This is a genomic window from Aeoliella sp. (genome assembly GCF_965227375.1).
GTDB lineage: Bacteria > Planctomycetota > Planctomycetia > Pirellulales > Lacipirellulaceae > Aeoliella.
This window is the reverse complement of the sequence record NZ_CBDDFX010000001.1, coordinates 2,214,241-2,230,817: the sequence shown is the minus strand read 5'-3', so window position 1 is coordinate 2,230,817 and position 16,577 is coordinate 2,214,241. Positions and strand designations below refer to the sequence as shown.

The window sequence follows — 16,577 nt, the reverse complement described above, 5'->3', positions numbered from 1 at the left end:
GCACACCTTAGACTCCGCCCACCCGCGGCTTCGCCAACTCCAAGAGTTTCTGCTCTTCGCCGGAATAAACCACCCTCCTGCCGCCGAAAATAAACTTGACCTGTCATTCTAATTCTATAGAATTGGCGGCGGCGGAGAGCTTGTCTCACCAATTTCAAGGAGTAGCGGCCATGGCCCGACCGGCTAGCAAGCACCCTACTGATGGGGAACTCGAGATACTGCGGATCCTGTGGGCGAGCGGCAGTTGTACGCTGTCGGAAGTGTGCGACGCGTTGCGGGAGCACCGCGACGTGGCCACCACCACCGTGGCCACGATGCTCAAGGTGATGCTCGACAAGAAGCTGGTTAAACGCAAAGCGGCCGCCGGGCGGGGGTATCAGTGGTCGGCCGCGGCTACGCAGGAGAAAACCGCCGGCAGCATGGTGGGCAAGCTGGTCGACGGAGTGTTCGACGGGTCGGCGAGCCGGCTGGTCGCGCATCTGGTCGAGACCGAGCGACTCACCAAGCAGGACCTGGCGGAGCTGGAAAAACTAGTCGACGCCAAGCGGCGCGAAGCAAGACGAGGGGGCAAATCATGAACGTAGTGCACTGGCAACTCATCGGCTGGACGATGCTCCACTTCCTGTGGATCGGCTCGCTCGTCGCCCTGGCGATCCTGGTCATGCGGCTGGCGTTACGCCGCGCGGGTCCCAACGTTCGCTACACAACAACGCTCTTGGGCTTCGCGATACTTGCCATGGCGCCGCTGGTGATTGCCGGTTGGTTGCTCGCCAGCGGCGAGTTTGCCCCGCAGCCGAGCACCATGGTGGTGACTCGCACCGCTGAGCCGGCCGCGTTGGTGGAGATGCCGTCCGTCGCGATGACGCCAGCGAACGAGGAAGTGATCGACTTGAAGTACAATCCCATTGAGTTGCCAGTCGAGGCACCCGCCGAACCGCCGCCGGCAAGTGTGGAGCTTGCGGTCGAACCAACACCAGAGTCGATCGCCACGCCGAATACCGAAGTGAAGCAACGCGCGCAGTGGGATCCGCTCGCGCTGCTCGAAGCGATCACCAATTATCTTCCCTGGCTGTGGCTGGTGGGCACACCGCTCACGTTTCTGCTATTGGCAACCGGTCTGGTCGGCAGCGAGCGGATGCGGCGGCAGGCCACCGTGCTGACCGAAGGAGCTGTCTACGAGGCGGCCGAGCGACTCCGCGCGTCGCTCGGCATCGCCCGACAGGTGACCATCGCGGTGAGCGATCGCGTGCTGCAGCCGGTGCTGCTGGGCATCGTGCGGCCGTTGGTGTTGCTGCCATCGGCCGCGGTAACCGGTTGGACGCCGGCGGAACTCGAAATGGCCCTGGTGCACGAGCTGGCGCACGTGCGGCGGTGGGACAACCTGGTGAACTTCGTGCAGCGGGTGGTCGAGTCGCTGCTGTTCTTCCATCCCGCGGTGTGGCTGGTGAGTCGCTGGCTGCGCGAGGGACGCGAACAATGCTGCGACGCGGTAGTCGTCGCCCAGTGCGGCGACCGCGAAGGCTACGCGGAGCTGCTGCTGAGCGTAGCGCGCGACGCGCATAACGAGCGACTTCCGTCGATGGCGGTCGCGTTAACCCAACATCCCCTGGCGCGGCGGATTCGTCGCATCCTGCAATTGGAGGACGATCCGATGCTGGTCTCGAAGCGAACATTGCTGTTTGTCGCCGCGTTGTTTGTCGCCATCACCACGGCGGCGTTCTGGACGAACTCGTCGGCCGACGAAACCGTTGGCGAGCCCGAAGCGCTAAACCCCGCAGCAGAGGAAGCTGCTCCCGGAGAAACCCCAGACGAAACTGCTGCAACAAGAGACGAGGTTGAACTTGCCCAGGATGTGCCCGCGGTGGCCGTCATCCACTTCGTACAGGATCGGTCGAAGAAAGTCGATGCAAACGAGAGGGCGGCATGGCTGGAAGAGCAGAAGGCACTTGCAACGAGTCGCGAGGTCGTGGACCGGGCACTTCAAGAACTGCACAAGCGGTCGGTGGCTGGCGACAACTCGGCCTCCAATATTACCGAGTCGTGGTTGATGGAACAACTGGAAGTGACCACCGACGATGGAGTCCTGCGGATCCAACTGGACGGCGAATCACCCGACTCACCCGACCCCGTTCAGCGAAGCGAGGCGGTCAATGCGATTGCCAAGAGCTACCTCTGGCATCGTCGTCCAGAAGGTGCAGAGGGTTCGCTGAATGTCGAACTGCACAGCGATCTTAGTGAGGATGCGCTCGACAAAGCGCGGGCCGAGTTGCGACGCGCTGGCAAGAACTACGAGGTGTCCATTGATGGCGACTTTGTGGGTCTACGAGCGGAACGTAAGATCTATGTTGGCTTCAAGTATCTGATTGTCGACGACGCTATCACCTCTCTTGCCGACGCAGACAAGCTTGCCCGGGCCGGACAAAAGAAGGCGGAGGCGAATAATGAGAAGGAAGCCACGGAGAGCGCGGAGAGTGAATCCGAGAGCACCACCGAGATCGACACCACGATCAGCGGCACCAGCAAGACCTACCACTTCACGGACGACACTCCCCATACCGAACTAGCCAAAGTCATTGGAGCTCATCGCAAGGCCGGGCATCACATCCAGATCAAGAGCAACAACGGCGCGGTGCTGGTGGTGGTGAAGCCAAATGTCGACGCTTCCATCCTGCCAGATTCTCCCTTCCCGTCACTCGAAGACCAGCGAATTGCTGACTTGGCGTATGGCATGTTCGGAGCGGAAGTAAGCCAGATCGACGACGACGAAGTCGCCGCCGCGGTGAAGGCCAAAGGCTTTCGAGGCGGCGTGGTGCTCAGCCTGGATCGCCGTGATCAACGAGGGCAAATCTCTTCTGCTGGTTTCCTGGAGGGTGACATCCTGGTTGGGCTACACGTCTGGCCGACCTCGAACCTCGAACAACTGGGCGAAGTGCTCCGCCGTGACGATCTCCATGAGTTCAATCCGCTCAAATACTACGTGCTGCGGCAGGAGGTGGACCCCAAGTGGCAAGAAGAGCAGTATCGCAAGGCCCAGGAAGCCGAACGGAAGCGGGAACAAGAAAGGGAAGAGGCAGGAAGGGGTGGATTCGACGAGGGATTCGGCGGCCGTGGTGGCGGAATGCGAGGCCGCGGTGGCGGCGAATTCGGAGGAGGTTACGGCGGCGGGCGCGGCCGTGGCGGTATGGGCCGCGGCATGGGCATGGAAGACGAAACGGTCGAAGTCGAAATCCCCTATGTCTGGAAGCTGCACACCGGGCGCGTGCGATTCGACTCGTCCGCGTGGAGAGACGAGCAAGATCGGATGAAGATAGCGGCGGCAAAGGAAGCTCCCAAGGCACTCCCGGCACCAGTCGTACCTGCCCCCGCGGTTGCCGCAGTTGTTCCTGCGACACCGCCCAGCAAGCCGTCGCAGCCCAAACTCCTGTACGACGGCAAGACGTTCGACCAATGGCGTGAGTCGTTCGAGACGGAATTGAAAGTCGAAAACCGAGCCGAAGCCATTAAAGCGCTGCGAGCATTCGGGCGCGCGGGGTACGCGAAGGAGGCCGCTGAGACGATCCTGGAAGTAGCCGAAGAATACGACATGCTCTTCATTGGAAGTGAGAGAACGGCGGTTGGCGCGTTGCAAACCGCCATTGCCTATTCCTTTGTCGACGTCAACCAATCCAACCCGCTACCCACCGAAGTTGCCTACCCGATCCTACTAGAGTGGTATCGCGAGAAGCCTGCAGACGATCGGCTTCGTCTTACTGAGTGGATTCTGTCCCACTCGTATATTCGCGATGCCACACTGCTTGGCGAAGTCGCGAAGCTTACTGCCGATGGACCTGTCGGCATCCGCCAGGCCGCCCTTAGCTGTCTGGTAAACTCGGACCGAAAGATCGAGTCGGAACTCACTCAACAGGCGATCGGTGAAATGCTTACCGATAGTGACCGGCAAGTGGTGATCCATGCCCTGCGAATGTTAACCTCGCCAGCGGATAAACGACCGAACATGAATGGATGGGGTTTCGAGCTGCCAACGCTCACGCCTGAAATGCTTGCACTGTTGTTCGACAAGGATCCGATGCTCCAACAGGCTGCTCGTCGGGCGCTAAGCAAAGGGTCCGCAGAGCAACTCAAACCGGTCGTGTCGCTACTGACCGCGGTGCTGAAAGACCCAAGGGCGGATCACAGATGGCAGACCACCAAGTTGTATGAGGTCGAAAATGACTCGCAGCATCAAGTAGAGTTGGCGGCGCTTCGCGCGCTGGCCGCGACACAAGAGTACGGCAAGCCTGCAATCTCTGAGCTTACCAGTTGGCTTGAGAAAGACGATGACGACCTGAAGATCGCCGCCTGCACGGCTATTTTCCTAGCCCATGGAGTGTCAGGCAATCTGGATAACATTGGAAGGGTGCCTAAGAAAGTGCAGAGGGAAATACTGACACAATTCAGTGTGCCGCTAGACGATGAGAATATCGACATCGATGCGTATGAGAACCTCGGAAAGAAATACGGTGCCGAACTCGAAGAGTTGTTCATCCCCGATCCGTATTCCGGCGGCTTCGGCGGAGGAGGAGCTTTCTAGCTTCGCACATATTCAAACTGCACAAGCAAGATTCTCCCATAGCCGCGGAGCTACGCCTCCGCGGAAAATTGCCACGTGACTCCGGGGTGCTGACGCTGCAACCCCGCTCGCGTTACAATCCATCGCATGACGCTGGTGATGGGAGTCGACGAAGCGGGGTACGGGCCGAACTTGGGGCCGCTGTGTATCGGGCTGTCGGCGTGGGAAGTGAGCGACGAGGAGCGAGGGGCGAGCGGCGAGGGAGTAAGCCTGTTTCGGCGGCTCGAGCCGGTCGTTAGCTCCAAAGTTACCGCAGACCGTCTGGCGGTGGCCGACTCCAAGGTGCTCTACAAGCCGGGTGGGGGGCTCGACACGCTGGAGCTTGGTGTTTTGTCGATGCTCGCGCTGCTGGACACTCCGCCGATCGAGTGTTGGGATACACTCGTCGACGGACTCGCGGCCGACACCGAAGGTACCCGCCGCGAACTGCCGTGGCACGCCGAAGATTTCAACACCGCCGTGCCGTGCAACGCAGCGCCCGACCGATTGGCCGACGCCCAATCGAAACTGCGCGGCGGCCTGCCCGACGACGTGGCGCTACGGGCCATGAAATCGCGATTGGTCTACCCGGCCGAGTTCAACCGCGAGTCGCGCCGCCACGGCAGCAAAGGCCGCGCACTCTCCGGCTGGACGTTAGATCTAGTCGCCAAAACGCTCGAAGAACTGACCGCGCCCCTGGCCCCTCAATCCTCGCCCCCGATTCACGTCACTTGCGACAAGCACGGCGGCCGCAACAACTACGCGGGGCTGTTGAGCGAGCACTTCCCCGGCTATACGTTGCGGGTGATTATCGAAAGCCGGCCGCGAAGCGCGTACCTGCTCGCGCGCGACGGCGCGGAGGTCCGCATCGAGTTCCGCAGCAAGGGCGAATCGCAACTCGAGGCCGCGCTCGCTTCGATGATCGCCAAGCTGCTGCGCGAACTGGCGATGCACTCGTTCAACCGCTACTGGCAGTCGCACCTGCCGGAGCTGAAGCCGACCGCCGGCTACCCGATGGACGCCAAACGCTTTAAAGCGGACATCCTGGACAAACAACGCGAGCTCAAGATAGAGGATGACATTCTGTGGCGTGAACGGTAACATTTACCACGACGACACAACGATCACAACGCATTCGTCAGAACGTTCAAGTGACGTACGTCGTGCTCGTTGTGTCGTCGTGGTTGATCAATCAACAGCCAAGATCTTTATGAGTTAGTGATTAACTGACGATGTTTCTTTATCTAGCGCGGCATGCTTGGGCGGGGCACTATGGCGATCCGAATTGGCCGGACGATAGCGAGCGGCCGCTCACCGACGAAGGCATCGACCGCTATCGACGCATGCTCGAGAAACTCTCGCAAAGCGGCATGCGGCCCGAGACCATTGCCACCAGCCCCTACGTGCGCTGCGAACAAACGGCCGAGTTGATCTCCGAAATATGTGGCGGGCGAGTGACACCACTCGAGACCTTGGCGCTCGGCGCAGAGCTGGATGAACTGGTAACGTGGACCAACCACCACGCGGCCGAGCAGGTCTGTTGGGTTGGCCACAACCCCGACATGCCCCACCTGGCCGCCGCGCTACTCGGCGGAGACAACAGCGCCATCCGCTTCGCCAAAGGCGCCGTGGCCGCGGTGAAATTCTACGACCAGGTAGAACCCGCCAGCGGCGAGTTGTACTGGCTGGCAACCGCCAAACTACTCGGCGTCTAAGGCGAGCCGGAAGCGTCAGCGCCCGGAGTTGAGCTGTCGAGAAGTTAACCACAGATCGCACAGAGTTAGCAACGGCACAAGGTAGAACAGAGCCAATGGCTCTGTCCTACGGCGTGTTCAGGTAAGCTCCCAAGCACCACTCGCCAGGCCCAGAAATCTCGCCAGAGCCTCTACCTCGACCTCGAGCAGCGAACGAAACGCCTTGCCCCGAGGTTGCTTGCCGACGAATCCAAGCTCGACCAACAGACGTTCATGTTCCACTTTTGCGTTCGCCCAACCGAGCACGTTGTCTCGCCACAATAGCGGCATTGTGTAGTATCCCCGCTCCCGTTTGGCCTTCGGGACATACGCCTCGAAACGATACTCCCACCCCCAAAGTTGCAAAAATCTCTCTCTGTCGCGTACCAACGGATCAAAGGGCGCCAGGATTCGAACTCGCTCGGGAACATCGGTCGACATCCAATTCTGACGCACCCAAAGATACGTGACGCCAGCGACGGTGACCTCGGCCAGTTTCCCTGTCTCAACCAAGTTCTCGACAGCGGCTAGTCTGTCCCCGCGGGCGGGCAACAGGTGGTTGTGACTTCGCAACTCCGACATCAGAAAACGTCTCGTCGTCGGCCCGAATACGAGGGCAGTCGTCAAGGCAAGAAAGCAATATCGCTCAAACGGATCGGCAGTTTTGCGTTTCGAATCCTTGGGAACCTGGTAGACGCGAATTCCATTTTCGCGACGGCTCACGCGTAGGTAACCGTGATGGTGAAGCTTGTCTAGATGTTGCTTCACTTCTTGGGATTTGCCACCCCAATAGTTCCTCACTGTCTTGCGGCCATACTTCTCGCCCAAGTCACGCGGGTGAGCCTCGCCCATCTCATCCACGGCTTCGAGTACCGCACGCTCTCGCTTCTTCAATGTGCTCCCGGACCGAAACCGGAGGTGTCGCCAAACCTCGGGCGTCATGAATCCGTAGGCAAAGAGGTAGCCTTCTTCTAGTCCCAGGCTTGGAAACTTCTCTTCCAAATCTCCCGCGACGTATCCGCTGACGCGCTGCCGGAGCACCAAGTCTTGCGCTCTCGCTGGCGACCTGATCGGATCAGCCTGCACGAACCGCATGCTTTCGAAGGCATCGGCCAGACTCAGGAACTCGGGAAAGAAGCCAGCAACAACGCGACGCCCAAACTCTTTGAGACCTAATCGTTCAGCCATTGCCCGAATGTTGCCGTGTCAGCGGTTCTAGTGTATCGCGAAGCGGCGACCGAGCCGTGCGTTGGACGGTGATGGCTGCAACTCACGGATGAATTGTCGGCACCCATTATGACCAGCGGCCCGAAGTTGAGACAAGTAGTTCATTCCATCGCGAGTCGCCGGAGGGGATTGACTTGGTAGCAATGCAATTCAAACATACGTTGAAAACTCGTGAGCGTTCTCTGCGATTTAACTCCGGGCGCTGACGCTTCCGGCTCGCCTTTGCTCTCCAATGGCCAACGAGATTCCTCTGGCCGCTACCGCGTCCATCGGAATGACACGACGGTTGGTCGGACGCTTTGCCTGGTTCAGGCCCCCACCCTAGCCCTCCCCCAAACGATTTCGCGAGAGCGCGTGAACCAACTACCAACCCCCGCGCGCGAAATCGCCCGGGGGAGGGAACCTTGTTACTTTGGCCACGCCTTGTACGCCGCTTCTACCAGCCAGCTTTTGCCGTCGGGCATGCGGTCTTGGTGCAGGGCCCAGAAGAAGACGCCGCGGAACTTCTGGCTGCGGGCCCACACGGTTTTGCGGTAGATCGAGTTGCGGTCGTCGTACGCCACCAGCAGGTTCTCGCCGTCGGGCGCGGCCATCCAGGGGGCTTTGATCTCGTCGTCCCACGCGGCGTTCCAATCGTTTTGGAGCATCTCGCGGATCTGCGTGTAGGTCAGCACCTGGTGTTTATCGCGCTGCGTGCGGTCGAGCGGCGCGTACTTCTCGGTGGCCGGGAACCCCCGCCCGTAGAACGGCAGTCCCATCACCAACTTGTCGGCCGGCACACCGCGCTCTTTCTGCCAGTACTCCATCGAAAGCGAAACCGCTCGCCATTGGCGGCCAGGATCGTTTTCCGACGGAACGAGCGGCGAGTTGTGCGCCACCACGCGGTCCCACGGGCCCGAGTAGTCGTACGTCATCACGTTCAGCCAATCGAGGTCATCCATCACCGCATCGACGTCGATGTACTTGCCAAAGTACTCCGTCGGGCTCACCGCGGCCGTGAGCAGATATGGCTCCTGTCGACCATTCTCTTCGGCCGTCTGCTGCAGCTTCTTGCGAAACGCTTTTACCAGCGCGACGAACTGTCCCTTCTCCGCTTCGGTGCGCGGGTACTCCCAATCGATGTCGACCCCGTCGTATTGGTTGTCGACCACCAGCGCGACGACCTCGTCGACGTACTTTGCGGTGCGATCCTTGTCGGTGGTCAAGTTCTTGATCGCCGAGGTAGTGTTGCCACCGCCCAGGCTCAAGAGCACCTTTACGTTGTGCCCGTGGGCCGCCTTGGTCAGCTCGGCGTTGGGGACCTCCTTGCCCGTGACCAAGTTGCCCTCTTCATCGGCGGTGAGGAACGCGTGGGCGATATGCGTCAGTCGCCCGAAGGGAATGTCCTCGACCTTCATCTCGGCGAACGTGGCGAAGTAGCCCATCATCACTCGGTCGGCCGCATGCGACGAGCGGACGCCAGCTAGCGCCATCGCACCAATCGTCACAATCGCCAGACTTTTCCAATTACCGTGCACGCGCAATTCCTCTGGTTTCACCGGAACTCGACTCTCCTATTCTGTCTTACGCTTTTTCACCGTGCCAGCACGGGCTTGGCGTCCGATGGAAAAAGAGGCTTTCTGCCCGATTATTTTTCTTCCCCGAGTGTGAGTTCGATGGCAAAACAAGCGGCATACGATGCGGTGGTGATTGGCGGCGGCCATAACGGGCTGGTGTGTGCGGCCTACCTGGCGAAGGCCGGCAAGAAGGTGGCCGTGGTCGAACGTCGGGCCGTGCTGGGCGGTTGTGCGACCACCGAGGAACTGTGGCCAGGCTACAAAGTGTCGACCGCCGCCTACGTGATCAGCTTGTTCCTGCCTGAGATCATCCAGGACCTGAAGCTCCGCGCGCATGGACTCGAGATCCTGCCGCGCACTCCTTCGTCGTTCACCCCACTGCCCGACGGGCGGAGCTTGTTGATGGGCCCCGAGCCCGGACTCAACCAGCGCGAGATCGCCAAGTTCAGCCCCGCCGACGCCGAAGCATACCCGCGTTACGAGTCGCTGTTGGAGCGAGTGGCGAGCGTGCTGGAGCCGGTGCTCAGCCAAACCGCGCCCGACCCGCTGCCGCTACCCAACGAATGGCGGAAGGTCAGCTTCACCAAGAAGATGCGCGACCTGAAGAAGCAGTGGTCGCTGTACCAGGCGATGGCCGCGCTGGGCGAGGACCTGCCGGCGGCGGTGGAGATACTCACCGGCGCCGCGCGGCCGATACTCGATCGTTGGTTCGAGTCCGACGCGCTCAAGGCCACATTAGCAACCGACGCGATCATCGGCGCGTTCCTCTCCATCAGCTCACCCGGTAGCGCCTACGTGCTGCTGCATCACGTGATGGGCGAGGCGGGCGGAGCGCGCGGCGTGTGGGGTTACGTCCGCGGTGGCATGGGCGCGCTGAGCGACGCCATCGCCCGCTCGGCCACCGAGATGGGGGTCGACATTCTGCGCGAGACCTCAGTCAGCGAGATTCACACCAACGATGGCAAGGTAACCGGCGTGACGCTCTCCAACGGGGCGACGTTCGACGCGCCGATCGTTGCTTCGAGTGTCGACGCCAACCTTACGTACCTCAAGCTGCTCGACTCAAGCGTGCTGCCGGAGAACTTCCGCACGGCCATCGAGAACATCGACTACGCGTCGGCCTCGATGAAGATCAACCTCGCCTTGGCCGAGCCGCCGAACTTCACCGCCCTGCCCTCCAGCGGCATCGCGCCGCACCACCACGGCACCATGCACATTGGCCCGTCGCTGGAGTACATCGAGCGAGCCTACGACGACGCCAAGTACGGCCGCCCCAGCGAGTCGCCGGTGATCGAAATGACCATGGCCTCGAGCGTCGACGACACGATCGCCCCACCCGGCAAACACATCCTGTCGTGCTTCGTACAGTTCGCGCCGTACAACCTTAGTTCCCCTCCCCCGCTTGCGGGGGAGGGGTTAGGGGTGGGGGCTGCGGCACCTCAAACCTGGGACGACATCAAAGACCAGTTCGCCGACCGCTGCGTGGAGATCATCGGCGAGTACGCCCCCAACGTGCCCGGCGCGATCGAACACCGCCAGGTGCTCAGCCCGGTGGACCTCGAGCGGGTGTACGGCATCACTGGCGGCAACATCATGCAAGGCGCGATGAACGCCAACCAACTGTTCTGCTTCCGCCCCATCGCCGGCTGGGCCGACCACCGCTGCCCCATCGACGGTTTGTATCTCTGCGGCGCCGCCAGCCACCCGGGCGGCGGCGTGATGGGGGCTTGCGGGAAGAATGCAGCGGGGGAGATTCTAAGGGACGGGCGGTAGTGCTTGAGCTCATCAGCGTTGCCCGGAGTTGGGGGAGAGTTACAATTAGCTTTGACCAAGCAGTTTTGTCCGAACCCAAAATTAACAAGAGATGCCACTCCTCAGTCCAACTGCCGGGCAAAGACGACTCCACGATCTTGAGAGAGTAGTCGTTGTCGCAGAAGACCCAGCGTCTGGCGCGACCATTGGCTATTACGGAACTGTTATTCGGCTTCATACTAGTAGCCTGCGACTCCACCCAAGCAGCCCCGAGCGGTGGACTTATTCCGTCTTCGTCCAACGACTACAAGATTGCATTGACGTGGTCGCTACTTCGCTATTCGCTACAGGACAGATGTCGAATAATCTATGCTCTGAAGTGGATGCCTCAGATCATGTGATGGAGATCCGATTCCATTCCTCCTTGGTCTGGGACAATACTGAGATCGACGGAGCCTACCGTTTGCTCGATGCGGAATGGCGACTCTTCAGTTTCCGCAAATGCGAGATTGCTCGACCCTCATTCCGCTTGGCGGTGCCTGTTCCAGACGAATCGTCCCGTGCTGCGGAGCTTGAGTACTCCGTCCCTATGGCGCACCAGCTGAACGAACACTTCGTTTTTAGAGCAATAGCCGAGATGCACGGTATTATTCAGACCGAATCTTAGCTGCCTGACATGCTGGTCCATGCCAACCAAGGCGCCGATTCCAAAACCACGATCCAAGCATCCCGTCCTCGTGACGAATACATGTCAGTTGCGCAGGGTGGGAAGCTCCGCCTGCGTGGATCGTTCGATGCGTAGAAACCGCACTGCCGACCGAGTTCGCTGACTATCTGGACTTGCTATTGGCAGAGTTTCAAGCTCAGAATGCGTTGTGCTGGAGGGTGAGTCTGGCTGACACCAACCACGAAGGGGGGCGACATTTCCAGTTCTCGATTGAAATCGGCACACCGCCTGCCCACGGAAGCGACCGACCGCATTGCCAAAGCGGTCGCCGCCGCGGAATTACGCACTTCCGCGGAAATAAAGGTGGTCGTCTCACGCTATTGCTGGCAAGACATCCGCGACAAAGCGGAGTCGCTCTTCTACAAGTACCAACTCGACAAGACGAAAGATCGCAACGCGGTGATGATTCTGCTCGTCTTGGTCAACCGCGAGTTTCTCGTCTATGGAGACAAAGGGATCCACGAGAAGGTAGACGAGGATTTCTGGCTGCAAGTCTGTAACGCGATGCGAGAGAAGTTCGCCGCGGGCGATTTGGTCGAAGGGCTCTGCACGGGCGTGGAACGCGTTGGCGATCAGCTTGCTACCTACTTCCCGCGGACGGAGGACGACGAGAACGAAATTGCCGACGAGGTGGTCCATGAAGACTGATGCACTACGGGCACTCGTCGTGTTGGTGGTGCTCGCGCCCATGAGCACCGCCCAACAACAGCCGCCAGCCGCGCCGGACGCCGAGCAGGGACTCGTGCAGCAAGGCAACTACGCCCCCTACCCCGAGCCGGACGCGGGCTACGTGACCGACCTGGCGGGTTTGCTCCCGACTGAGGATGAGGAGCAGATTGAGCAGTGGCTGTGGGATGTCGAGGAGCGGACAGGCGTGGAGATTGCGGTCGTCACCATTAACTCCATTCGCGACTATCCTGGCACCGCAAACGATTCCATCGAATCGTTCGCAACGGGCCTGTTCGACAAATATGGCATCGGTAACCTGCCCAAAAACGATGGTGTGTTGCTGGTGGTAGCGCGGAACGATCGCAAAGCTCGCATCGAACTAGGCAAGGCCTATGGTCGAGCGCGCGATGCTGATGCGGTGGCCATTATGGAAGGTCGCATCATTCCTCAGTTCAAGGAGGATCGATATGCCCAGGGAATTACCAATGGTGTCCGCGGGATCATGTTGGAGTTCGCCGACGTGCGAGTCGGCACCAACTGGCCATTGATTGCACTGCTCGTCGCCATCCCCATCGTCGGCGCAATTGCGTTCAGCCTCTTCAGGAGCGGCAAACGCGGCTGGGGCTGGGTGTGTGTGGGAATCCTCTTCATTCTCCTGCTCGCCGTTCTGCAAATCCTGGTTACCGTCCTGAAGTCTGGCGGCTCGGGCGGTTCCGGCTCCAGCAGTTCTTGGAGTTCAGGCGGATTCGGCGGAGGGTTTGGTGGAGGATCGTCGGGCGGTGGAGGCGCAACCGGTAGTTGGTAGGGAGACAGAACATGCATTGCCCCAAGTGCAACCAGACATCGCTGAAGCCCCACAAGTTCAAGAACACCGACGTGGTCGTCGACGTGTGCCAGCGCTGCAAGGGTATCTGGTTCGATGCCAATGAGTTGAACGAGTTGTTGCCGGTCGCCAGCAAGGACTTGCAAGTCCCCAAAGACGCCAAGCCCACGGGGATGACTTGCCCAAAATGCCTTGTTCCTCTGGAAGCTTTTAGCTATCCACAGACCTGCGTCGAGATCGACATGTGCAGCAAATGCAATGGGCTGTGGCTGTACAAGAGCGAACTCAAAGAGATCAAGATCGTCCGCGGGAAGTTGGAAAAGAAAGGAAAGCTGGAAACGCACGCCCCCGTCGCCGGTATCAAAGGCGAGGCGTTGACCTGGGTCAACTGGGCGATCGAGAAACTGATGAAGTTCGACTGAGCGGCGGTGGTCGTTCCGCCCAAGGGCTCTCAGCAACCAACAAGCACTGCTGGGCCACTTCCCACGGGCGGCATCTCAATAAGACGTGTGTGTTCTTAACACCGACAACTCGACAACGCTCGATAAACCAGCAGTGGGCACACGCTTCTCCCTGGCGCAATCTTTGCACCCAAAGACACCAAGGTTGTGTGGTATCACCATCGGCGGACTTCACGCCGCCAGTGGTGATGCGCAACCCTTTCTTCCTAAACGTGTTAGGAGAGCGAGGTGGTGAAATGCGTTCACAATGGCTATTGGTTGGTGCGTGCGCCAGCGTGCTGTTCGGCGCGGTGACGCGTGCGGAAGTGATTCATGACAACGGGGAACCCATTCTGGAGACAAGCTACCCTTACAGCGATCTTTCTTTCGGCTCCATCTACGCCGATGACTTTCAGTTGCCTCAAGGCGAGAACATCATTCGCGATGTCCACTGGTATGGTGGGTACAATGGGCAGACTCCGGATACTTCGGAGTTCGAACTTCGCATCTACACCCATGAGGGCGATCGCCCGGCGATGGATGACTACCAGGTGCTATCGGTGGTCGCAGGTCCCGTAAGCGTGGAGCAACCCGGCACCTCGCCTGCGCGCCCGCTCTATCGCTACTCGGTCGCCGTGGATCCATTTGAGGCGACACCTGGCACGCAGTACTGGCTGTCGATCATCGAGACCAGCCCGGATTCGGCCTGGCTGTGGGCGAGATCGGACGGAGGAAACGACATCAGCGCATGGCGTCCCATCGAGCAAGGGGAACCTTGGCGACTTGTCAGTGGACCCGAAGCAGACGTGGCAATCTCGCTGACCGACGACGGAGTGATCGTTCCCGAGCCGTCGTCGCTGGCATTGGTGGCCGCCATTGGCTTGCTGGTCGTCGCGGCGCGTGCGGGAACGGACCGACTGATGTGAGACAAGGGTCGATAGAACCGCGGTAGGGCTTAGAGGACGCGAAGAGAAGTTGAGCCAGCAGTGCCGGTGAGACTTTGAACTGCTCAGCCACTCACCCAACCGATAAGCACTGCTGGCTCTCGGCAACGTGGCGGGTGGTCACAACGCTGCAGGCGCGACGATAAACCAACGCACCATCGGCGGTGTTTCCGTCAAACATCGACCACCTTCTCGGCGTCGTGAAATCGCGCTTGGTGCATCCACCGTTACCGCCTCCTTCGCCCGCGGACCGGGCGAGGTGCTGTGCTTCTGCTTGCGGTAGACCACCGAATCGCCGGGCTTCAAACGCCTGATGCCAACCGCCGGTTGAAAACGTGGAAGTGCCCCCTATACTCTTATCCAGATTATCTCCTTAACGCAATCTTAACAATACTCTGATGGCGGATACGGCTCTTTGAACCTTCCTACTTTTCTGCAACTCGCCTTCGAGTTGATCGGCGGTCTGGGCATCTTCTTGTTGGGCATGAAGAACATGTCCGACGGCATGCAAAGCGTGGCGGGCAACAGCCTGCGGCGACTCATCAGCACGGTTACCGGCAACCGCTTGTTCGCCATCACCATGGGGACGCTTGTTACGTTCTTTGTTCAGTCGAGTTCCATCACTACCGTGATGGTGGTCGGCTTCGTGAACAGCGGCGTGATGAGCCTGATGCAGGCGGTGGGCGTGATCATGGGTGCCAACATCGGCACGACGATCACCGGCTGGATCCTGGTACTCAAGGTCGGCAAATACGGCCTGCCCCTGCTGGGCGCGGCAGCGTTCGTCTTCCTGTTCTCCCGAGGCGACCGCTGGCGGTACTGGGCCATGGCCATCATGGGGGTTGGCATGGTGTTCTTCGGCTTGGAGATCATGAAGGACGCCTGCAGCATCATCAAAGAAAACCCGGCCTTCGAAGACTGGTTCCATAAGTTCCAGGCCGACAGCTACCTGGGCGTGCTCAAGTGCGCGCTGGTCGGCTGCCTGCTCACCACCATGGTGCAGTCCTCCTCCGCTACCTTGGCCATCACCGTTTCGCTTGCCTCGCAAGGCGTCATCTCCTACGAGACCGCCGCTGCGCTGATCCTCGGCGAGAACATCGGCACCACCATCACCGCCTTCCTGGCGTCGCTGGGGGCTACCACCAACGCTCGCCGTGCGGCCTATTTTCATGTGCTGTTCAATATCATCGGAGTGTTCTGGATCACACTCGTATTCTCGTGGTACATCGAGTTCGTACAGTGGATCGTGGAGTGGTTTCTGGACGTAAAGATCAGCGCGCCAACCATGGTCGACGGCGTGGAGACTTTTCCCAATACCACACCAGCGATTGCCACCACCCATAGCATGTTTAATATCGCGAACACGATCCTGTTCTTTCCCTTTGTGCCAATGATCGTGCGGATGCTCGAGCGTTGGGTCCCCTCCAAGGAGTTCAAGGAGAAACCACACCTCACGGACCTCGACATGAGGATGCTCGATACGCCGGCGTTGGCCATCGAGCAATCGCGGGTCGAGTTGGAGCGGATGGGCGACGGCTGCGAGAAGATGATGCGGTGGCTGGTGGAACTACGAGACCAGGACGATCCCGACAAACAGCTGGCGAACCGACTCAAACGTCGCGAGCAGGTGCTCGACTCGATTCAAGACGAGATCGCCGTCTACATCACCAATCTGCTCTCCGGAAATGTCCCACACACCGTGGCCGACGAAGCGCGGCAACAATTGCGGATGGCCGACGAGTTCGAGTCGGTGAGCGATTACATCGCCGATCTCGATAAGTTCGATCGCAAACTGCGTCGCGATGGTCACCGCTTCTCCCCCGATCAACGCGCGGCGCTGAACGACCTGAATCGTGAATTGCTCGAGCAACTAATCGCGATCAACGGAGCCCTCAAGGTTGGCAACAAGAACATCCTGGTCGAGACCGCTGCAGCCGCCAAGCGCATCCGCAACCACATCAAGCAAATGCGCGCGAAGCATCTCGAAGCCCTCTCTCACGGCGGCGTACCCCCGCTGGTGAACGTCGCTTACCTGGCGTCGCTCAACGCCTACGCGCGAGTGCTCGACTACGAACAAAACATCGCCGAGGCCGTGTCGGGCGACAAGTAATTGGGCCA

Annotated in this window: 12 protein-coding genes; 10 read left to right on the top strand and 2 right to left on the bottom strand. The window is 59.9% G+C overall.

The window, feature by feature from the left end:
- Window positions 1–170: 170 nt before the first annotated feature.
- From ACQK2L_RS09070 to ACQK2L_RS09055, 4 genes are all read left to right on the top strand, one after another.
- Window positions 171–578, top strand: coding sequence for a BlaI/MecI/CopY family transcriptional regulator (locus tag ACQK2L_RS09070; RefSeq protein WP_425396629.1), 408 nt, complete (start codon window positions 171–173; stop codon window positions 576–578).
- Window positions 575–4,570 (top strand): M56 family metallopeptidase, encoded by a 3,996-nt coding sequence (locus ACQK2L_RS09065; RefSeq protein ID WP_425396628.1) that lies wholly within the window; start codon window positions 575–577, stop codon window positions 4,568–4,570. Before ACQK2L_RS09070 ends, ACQK2L_RS09065 begins: the two co-directional genes overlap by 4 nt.
- Before the next feature lie 126 nt (window positions 4,571–4,696).
- Window positions 4,697–5,689 (top strand): hypothetical protein, encoded by a 993-nt coding sequence (locus ACQK2L_RS09060; RefSeq protein ID WP_425396627.1) that lies wholly within the window; start codon window positions 4,697–4,699, stop codon window positions 5,687–5,689.
- A 131-nt stretch (window positions 5,690–5,820) separates the two neighbouring features.
- Window positions 5,821–6,303 carry a SixA phosphatase family protein gene (locus tag ACQK2L_RS09055; protein WP_425396626.1) on the top strand — a complete coding sequence of 161 codons (483 nt, stop codon included), beginning with the start codon at window positions 5,821–5,823 and terminating at the stop codon, window positions 6,301–6,303.
- 117 nt (window positions 6,304–6,420) lie between these two features.
- On the opposite strand, the gene ACQK2L_RS09050 is transcribed toward ACQK2L_RS09055, so the two are convergent.
- Together ACQK2L_RS09050 and ACQK2L_RS09045 are read right to left on the bottom strand one after the other, a co-directional pair.
- Window positions 6,421–7,509: a DNA glycosylase AlkZ-like family protein gene (locus ACQK2L_RS09050; RefSeq protein ID WP_425396625.1), complete on the bottom strand. Its 1,089-nt coding sequence runs from the start codon at window positions 7,507–7,509 to the stop codon at window positions 6,421–6,423.
- 446 nt (window positions 7,510–7,955) lie between these two features.
- Window positions 7,956–9,065: a glycoside hydrolase family 18 protein gene (locus ACQK2L_RS09045; RefSeq protein WP_425396624.1), complete on the bottom strand. Its 1,110-nt coding sequence runs from the start codon at window positions 9,063–9,065 to the stop codon at window positions 7,956–7,958.
- Between the two features lie 138 nt (window positions 9,066–9,203).
- On the opposite strand from ACQK2L_RS09045, the gene ACQK2L_RS09040 reads away from it, so the two are divergent.
- The 6 genes from ACQK2L_RS09040 (at window position 9,204) to ACQK2L_RS09015 (ending at window position 16,569) form a co-directional block, all read left to right on the top strand.
- Window positions 9,204–10,877, top strand: coding sequence for a phytoene desaturase family protein (locus ACQK2L_RS09040; protein WP_425396623.1), 1,674 nt, complete (start codon window positions 9,204–9,206; stop codon window positions 10,875–10,877).
- Between the two features lie 916 nt (window positions 10,878–11,793).
- Window positions 11,794–12,231 (top strand): TPM domain-containing protein, encoded by a 438-nt coding sequence (locus ACQK2L_RS09035; protein WP_425396622.1) that lies wholly within the window; start codon window positions 11,794–11,796, stop codon window positions 12,229–12,231.
- Window positions 12,221–13,057 (top strand): TPM domain-containing protein, encoded by an 837-nt coding sequence (locus ACQK2L_RS09030; protein ID WP_425396621.1) that lies wholly within the window; start codon window positions 12,221–12,223, stop codon window positions 13,055–13,057. The genes ACQK2L_RS09035 and ACQK2L_RS09030 overlap by 11 nt, the downstream gene beginning before the upstream one ends.
- An 11-nt stretch (window positions 13,058–13,068) precedes the next feature.
- Window positions 13,069–13,497: a zf-TFIIB domain-containing protein gene (locus ACQK2L_RS09025; protein WP_425396620.1), complete on the top strand. Its 429-nt coding sequence runs from the start codon at window positions 13,069–13,071 to the stop codon at window positions 13,495–13,497.
- Window positions 13,498–13,772: 275 nt separating this feature from the next.
- The gene (locus ACQK2L_RS09020) at window positions 13,773–14,441 is read left to right on the top strand and encodes a hypothetical protein (RefSeq protein WP_425396619.1); all 669 of its coding nucleotides are present in this window, start codon (window positions 13,773–13,775) and stop codon (window positions 14,439–14,441) included.
- A gap of 433 nt (window positions 14,442–14,874) precedes the next feature.
- Window positions 14,875–16,569, top strand: a complete 1,695-nt coding sequence (locus ACQK2L_RS09015) for a Na/Pi cotransporter family protein (RefSeq protein WP_425396618.1) — start codon at window positions 14,875–14,877, stop codon at window positions 16,567–16,569.
- The last annotated feature ends 8 nt before the right edge of the window (window positions 16,570–16,577 follow it).